Source organism: Xanthobacter sp., from assembly GCF_041911315.1.
Classification (GTDB): domain Bacteria; phylum Pseudomonadota; class Alphaproteobacteria; order Rhizobiales; family Xanthobacteraceae; genus Xanthobacter; species Xanthobacter aminoxidans.
Genome location: NZ_JAYRPE010000072.1, coordinates 123617 through 130213 on the forward strand (window position 1 = coordinate 123617; position 6597 = coordinate 130213).

Genomic DNA, 6597 nt, shown 5'->3' on the forward strand with positions numbered 1-6597 from the left:
GTGCGGTCAGCCGCGGGCGGCGATGGCGTCGGCCAGCGCGACGGTACGCTTCGCCATCTCGGCGTGGAGCAGCTCCACCATGCGGCCGTCCAGCGTGATGACGCCCTTGCCCGCATTCTCCGGCAAAGCGAAGGCGGCGATGATCGCCCGGGCGCGCGCCACATCGGCCTCCGGGGGGCTGAAGGCGATGTTGCAGGGCTCGATCTGGCTGGGGTGGATCAGCGTCTTGCCATCCATGCCGAATTCAACGCCCTGGGCGCATTCGGCCTTGAAGCCGTCGAGGTCCTGGAACTGGTTCCACACGCCGTCCAGCACGTCCACGCCATAGACACGGGCGGCGGCCACCACGAGGCTCAGCCAGCCGACCATGGGGGCGCGGCCCGGCACCAGAGCGGCGCGGGTTTCCTTTGCGAGATCGTTGGTGCCGAGAACGAACACCGAAAGCCGGGTCAGCGGGTCCTGCGCGGCGGCGGCGATGGCCTTGATGTCGAGGATCGCCAGCGGCGTCTCGATCATCGCCCAGACCCGCGTGGTGGCGGGCACGTCCAGCGCCTTGAGGCGGCGGCCCACCGTGACAAGCTGTTCCACCGACTGCACCTTGGGAAGCAGGATCGCGTCGGGCGTGGCGGATGCTGCGGCTTCCAGATCGTCCGGACCCCACGGCGTGTCGAGGCCGTTGATGCGGATGACCACCTCGCGCGGCCCGAAGCCGCCGGCCTTCACCGTCTCGACGATGCGGCCGCGAGCCTCAACTTTGGCGTCGGGGGCGACCGCATCCTCGAGGTCGAGGATCACCGCGTCCGCGGGAAGGCTGCGCGCCTTCTCCAGCGCGCGGGCGTTGGAGCCGGGCATGTAGAGGACGCTGCGGCGCGGACGGATGGACGCGGCGGAATTTCCCTCGGACATGACGGCTCCTCGACCGATGCGGCGGGCGGCGCCCGCATTTCTTCCCTGAAATCGGTAAAGCGCCGCTCCGGCTTTGCAAAGCGGATTTTGCCGCGCTGCGGCAGAGCTGGTCAGGCCGCCGGAAGACGGGAGGCGTCAGCGTGCCGGCGGAGCGGTGGCGGGCTCGGCGCCGGGGGGCGGCCAGGTGAAATCGTCGGCCCGTCCGCGAACGGGCGGCGGCGCGACACCGTCCTTCAGCACCTTCGCGGCGGAAGCGGCGCTGGTGGACACCTGGACCGCATCAGGGCGCGCTTCGCGGCCCGTCGCCGGCGCACCGGCGAGGGCGGAGGGCCGCTCCGGTCCGCTGGTCGCGTCCGGTGTCGCAGAGGCCTTGGCGCCGCCGCTCTCCTCCAGCATGCGGTTGATGTCCTTCTGCACGAAGAAGGCCAGCTTTCGCCCGCCGGCGCGGGTAAAGCGTACGCCATCGTTGAATCTCAGGCGCCTGCGCTGGCCGTCCACCGCCGGGCCATTCGCCATGTATTTCCCGTCCTCGTCGACGAAGCCGTCCCAGACGTTGGCAAAGGTGAGCCCCGCGCGGGCGACGCGGGCACGCAGGATTTCGTTCAGCTTGGCGTAGTCATCGGACAGCTGGCCGTTGGCAACGGGGGCAAGGCCGACGACGATCACCCGGCCCGCCTTTTCGCGAAGCGCGGCGAGCACCTCGTCGACGCGCTTGCCATAGAGCTCGCTCCACCGCTCGGTCAGCGGCTGAGCCTGGCCATCGCCATCCTTGATGGGCTGAAGGTCGTCGGCGCCGAGCGCGACGACGGTGACGGACGGCCGTGCGACCGCGATCGCATCGGGAAGGCGGGCGAGCCAGTCCACCGGCGTCGGCAGGAAGCCGCTCTCGTCAACCGTGTTGTCGATGATCGCGATGCGCTGGCGTTCCGGCACGTAGGAATCGGCGAGGCCCTGCGCCAACTGTCCGGCCATGCGGTCGCCCAGCACCAGCACGAACTGGCTGGGCGGGACGCGCTTGCCCTGGCTCGCGGCATCGGCGGAGCCATAGACGACGCCCGTCGGTTCGGCCGGCGCCTGGGGCTTGGCCTGCTGGGGCGGAGGAAGGACCTCGGGCTGGGGCTGGAACGGCCACCAGCCGGAATTCTGCGGGGGGCGCTGCTGCTGCCGCTGCTGGGGCTGGGGATTGCCGCGTGGCACGTTGGCCGGGGGGCGCAGGAAGAAGAAGAAGTCGTTCTGCGCGAAGGCGGGGCGGGCCGAATCGGCGGCCAGCGTCATCCCGGTGAGGAGCGCAAGCAGCAGCAGGGCGAGGGGATTGAGCCGCACGGGCAAACGGCCTCGCCTCCGGCTCGGCCCAGTCTGGGAAGAACGTGTTTCCGCTGCGCGCCACATATCCTAGCAATGGACCAGCGCGGCGGCTCAATCAAGGCGTCCGCGGAGCGGGGAGGCGCCGGGGGCAGGTTCGCGACCGGGAGCAAATGGCCCGCCGCCGGGGTGGATGGCGACGCTTTGTCGAAATCGGTCGCGTCGCCGAGCTTTTCGAAAACGAAAAAGGCCGCCAGTGGCGGCCTTCCGGAGGAACGGAGCTGATTGCGCTCAGTTCAGCTTGGTCCTGACCTCGCCGATGGCGTGGGAAATCAGGCGGTCGGAGACGTCGCCGGTGGCTGCACGACCCAGCAGAACCTCTGCGGCCTTGGCGGCGGCCTCGGCGGCGATGGCCTTCACATCGGCCACGGCCTGGTGCTCGGCCTGGGCGATCTTGTCCTCGGCCATCTTGGTGCGGCGGGACACGAAGTCCTCAAGCTTGGCCTTCGCCTCGGCGGCGAGGCGCTCGGCCTCAGCCTTGGCGGCGGTGACGATGGATTCGGCCTCGGCCTCGGCCTCGCGCTGCTTGCGCTTGAACTCGGCGACGAGCTTCTGTGCCTCTTCCTTCAGCCGGCGGGCTTCTTCAAGCTCGGCGGAGATGCGCTGGCCGCGGCTGTCGAGCGCGGAAGCGATGGCGCGGTGGGCGCCGGCATAGATGAGGATGCCGACGAAGACCACGAAGGCGATGGCGACCCAAAGTTCAGCCAGTGACATCTCGTTCATAACGTGGTCCTCGGGTCCGTCTGCGTCCGCCCGGTCCGGGCCTGCGCGACGTTGAAACGTCAGGGTCTCGTCGAGAACGCGAACCGGTCAGGCGCGTTCAAAATTCCAGAACCCGGCTGCCTTGAAGGTGCGCGGGTGTCGCGACCCTCAGGCCGCGTCCTTCTTGGCGAGGGCGCCGTTGACGGCCTGTTCCACCTCGTGCTGAGCAGGGCTCGTGCCGATGAGGGTGGAGACGATGGCGCCGGTGGCGTCCACGGCGATGCCCTTCACGTGGGTGAGGGCCTCGGTCTTGGTGGAGGCGATGCGCTCCTCGGCGGCAGCGAGCTTGGTGGCGAGCTCCGCCTCGAGCGACTTGCGGTTGGCGTCCTGCTCGGCGTTGAGACGGTTGCGCGTCTCGCCGGCGATGGAGTTGGCCTTGGCGCGAGCCTCGTTGAGGGCCTTCTCGTAGGCCGCCTGGGCGGCCTCGCTGTCGGCCTTGTGCTTCGCCGCTTCCTCAAGGTCGTCGGCGATGCGGTCGTGGCGCTCTTCCAGGATGCGACCGATGCGCGGCAGGGCGATACGGCTCATCAAGAGATAGAGCAGGCCGAAGCTCAGGGCGAGCCACAGCAGCTGCGAGGCGAAGGTGGTGCCGTCGAAGGGCGGAAAGTGGCTCTTCTTGCCGTGCTCTCCGGCCGCATCCGCATGTCCCGTGCCGGGAGCTGCGGCGGCAGGCTCGTGGGTCCCGTGCCCGGCGGCGCCGGTGGGAGGGGCCGCCTGCGCAACCACGGCCGGCTTGCCGGCAGGATCGCTCGCCGCCGAGACGGGAGCGCCCATCAGGACCGCACCCGCAAACGCCAGCGCGACAGTCACTTTCCACGACTTCATCATGGCTTGCCCGCCTTCGCACCTGTCAAGACATGGGTGTCTCAAGCACAGGTAGTCAATCACTGCGCCCGGGCGCTTGGCGCCCGGGAGACCTCTTCCGTCGCGAACCTGAAATCAGGCCACGAACAGCAGGACGAGGGCGACGACGAGCGAGAAGATGCCGAGACCTTCCGCGAGCGCCGCGCCGATGAACGCGCGGGCGAACTGGCCGTCGGCAGCCGACGGGTTGCGCAGGGCGCCGGAGAGGAAGTTACCGAAGATGTTACCGACGCCGACGCCGGCGAGACCCATGCCGAGGCAGGCGAGACCGGCACCAATGAACTTACCAGCTGCGGGATCCATGGACTGCTCCTTCAAAAACTCGAGTGTTGGGGAAACGGCGGAACGGCGAGGCGACGTCCGGGTCAGTGACCCGGGTGGATCGCGTCGTTGAGGTAGATCGAGGTGAGCACCGCGAACACGTAGGCCTGCAGCACCGCCACCAGAAGCTCCAGCGCGGTGAGCGCCACGATCATCAGGAAGGGCAGCGTCGCGCCGAACCAGCCGGCGACGCCGGCGGAGGCGAGGCCCACCACGAAGAAGGCGAACACCTTCAGCGCGATATGGCCGGCCAGCATGTTGGCGAACAGACGCAGCGACAGGCTGATGGGGCGGGAGAGGAACGAGACGACCTCGATCACCACCAGGAAGGGAAGCAGGAAGCCCGGGACGCCCGACGGCACGAACAGGTGCAGGAAGTGGGTGCCGTGCTTGACGAAGCCGTAGATGATGACGGTGCCGATCACCAGCAACGCCAGGGCGGCGGTGACGATCAGGTGCGCCGTGACGGTGAAGGTGTAGGGGATCAGGCCCACCACGTTCGCCACCAGCACGAACATGAACAGCGAAAACACCAGGGGGAAGAACACCATGCCCTGGTTGCCGGCGCTGTCGCGTACCATCTTGGCGATGAATTCGTAGCTCATCTCCGCCGCCGACTGCGCGCGGCCCGGGACCAGCGTGCGGCCGCGGGTGGCGTAGGTGAGGAAGAAGAAGATGATCGCCACGATGCCGAACATGAACACGGCGGCGTTCGTGAACGAGAATTGCACGCTGCTGAAGTTCAGCAGGTCAACGTAGCGCTTGATCTCGAACTGGTGGATCGGATCGACGGTCATCCGAACGCGCCCCCTGCCATCGCGGCCTCGGCCGCTGAACCCAAGATCACGGCCGAAGCCGCCAAATGCATCAACAGGTCGAAATCCGTCGCCGGACCCGGCCCAATGACCCGGACGGCTCGCGCCGTCCCGAAAACCCGATCCCGCCGCGCCCTAGCCCCTTTGCCGAGGCGGCGCCCGTCAGGACTTGCCAGGGCCGATCTTCCGGCCTTCGCCGGACGCCCTCAGCATGTTCGTCACGCCCGCGGCAAAGCCGACCAGCGTGAACACGATCAGCCCCCAAGGCGTGATCGAGAAGAAGCGGTCGATGCCGTAGCCGATGAGAGACCCCACCAGAACGCCCGACACAAATTCGGCACCCAACCGGAAGGCAAGCGCGACGCCCGATTTGGACGAGGTATCCTGCTCTTTTGGAGCCGGCACCTCGGCTTTGGCGCGCACGTGGCCCAACGAAGTGTTGAGCCGCTCAAGCCTTGCGGAGAGCTCGGTATCGCTGGGCCGGGAGCTTCCCGCCCCGTCCGGTCCGCTTTTGCCTCCTGCGGAGGTATCGTCAGGTCCGGACATGGCGCGAGTTCCTGGCTCCGGTGGAGGACCGCAGCCCTCTCCCTTGAACCGCGGCGCACCATAGTTGCGTCAAAATTGGGTGTCAAGGCGGCCGTATATGGTATCAAGCTGCTGAAAATAAAAGAGAAAAATGTGGCTGCGACATCGTGCTTCGCCGTCTCGGCGCTGCCGCCGCGGAAAGCTTGCGCCTGCCAGCTTCAGCGAGGGCCACTCCGTCGCGACGGAAAGGTCCCGCTCAAGCGTGCTCCAAAGCGTTACACAGCCTCCCGTAGGCGCTCTGCGCTCTGCAGATCCACCGACACCAGACGGGAGATTCCCCGCTCCGCCATCGTCACCCCGAACAGGCGATTCTGGTGGGCCATGGTGATGGGATTGTGCGTGATGGTGAGGAAGCGCGTGTCCGTGAGGCGCGTCATTTCCTCCAGCAGGGTGCAGAATCGCTCCACGTTGGCGTCGTCGAGCGGCGCGTCCACCTCGTCCAGCACGCAGATGGGGGCGGGATTCGTGAGGAAGACGGCGAAGATGAGCGCCATGGCGGTCAGCGCCTGCTCTCCGCCGGAGAGCAGCATGAGCGTCTGCGGCTTCTTGCCCGGGGGCTTGGCGATGATGTCGAGGCCGGCCTCCAGCGGATCGTCCGCATCGGTGAGCACCAGTTGCGCCTCGCCGCCGCCGAACAGCGTGTCGAACAGCTTACGGAAATGCCCGTCCACCACCGCGAAGGAGGCCTGAAGCCGTTCGCGCGCCTCGCGGTTGAGGCTCTGGATGGCGGCGCGCAGGCGGCGGATGGCTTCGTTCAGGTCGTCGCGCTCGGTGGTCAGCTTGGTATGCTGGGCCTCGGCCTCTTCCAGCTCCACGTCGGCGCGCAGGTTCACCGCGCCGAGTCGCTCCCGGTCGCGCTTCGCCCGCTCCAGCGTCGCCTCGATGGCGGCGACGTTCGGCGGCGGGGATGAGTCGGTGAGGCCGGCTTGTTCGCGGGCGAGGTCCGGCGGGCCGTCGAGAATGTCGGCGATTTCGCGCTGGA

General features: G+C 68.0%; 7 protein-coding genes and 1 pseudogene. All 8 read right to left on the reverse strand.

What is annotated here, in order from left to right; all coding sequences use genetic code 11:
- Positions 1-6 precede the first annotated feature (6 nt).
- On the reverse strand, positions 7-906 hold the full coding sequence (locus ACE3QW_RS21545; RefSeq protein ID WP_374253894.1) for a CoA ester lyase: 900 nt from the start codon (positions 904-906) through the stop codon (positions 7-9).
- Between the two features lie 135 nt (positions 907-1041).
- On the reverse strand, positions 1042-2229 hold the full coding sequence (locus ACE3QW_RS21550; protein WP_374253896.1) for a GDSL-type esterase/lipase family protein: 1188 nt from the start codon (positions 2227-2229) through the stop codon (positions 1042-1044).
- Positions 2230-2499: 270 nt separating this feature from the next.
- On the reverse strand, positions 2500-2991 hold the full coding sequence (locus ACE3QW_RS21555; protein ID WP_029555300.1) for an ATP F0F1 synthase subunit B: 492 nt from the start codon (positions 2989-2991) through the stop codon (positions 2500-2502).
- Positions 2992-3138: 147 nt separating this feature from the next.
- The gene (locus tag ACE3QW_RS21560; RefSeq protein ID WP_374253903.1) at positions 3139-3804 is read right to left on the reverse strand and encodes a F0F1 ATP synthase subunit B; all 666 of its coding nucleotides are present in this window, start codon (positions 3802-3804) and stop codon (positions 3139-3141) included.
- A 165-nt stretch (positions 3805-3969) separates the two neighbouring features.
- Complete coding sequence (locus ACE3QW_RS21565; RefSeq protein ID WP_024280371.1) at positions 3970-4197, reverse strand: F0F1 ATP synthase subunit C; 228 nt, start codon at positions 4195-4197, stop codon at positions 3970-3972.
- Positions 4198-4259: 62 nt separating this feature from the next.
- On the reverse strand, positions 4260-5012 hold the full coding sequence (locus ACE3QW_RS21570; protein WP_029555299.1) for a F0F1 ATP synthase subunit A: 753 nt from the start codon (positions 5010-5012) through the stop codon (positions 4260-4262).
- A 180-nt stretch (positions 5013-5192) separates the two neighbouring features.
- Positions 5193-5576, reverse strand: coding sequence for an AtpZ/AtpI family protein (locus ACE3QW_RS21575; RefSeq protein ID WP_029555298.1), 384 nt, complete (start codon positions 5574-5576; stop codon positions 5193-5195).
- 254 nt (positions 5577-5830) lie between these two features.
- A pseudogene (locus ACE3QW_RS21580) lies at positions 5831-6597 on the reverse strand (chromosome segregation protein SMC); the annotation flags it as partial.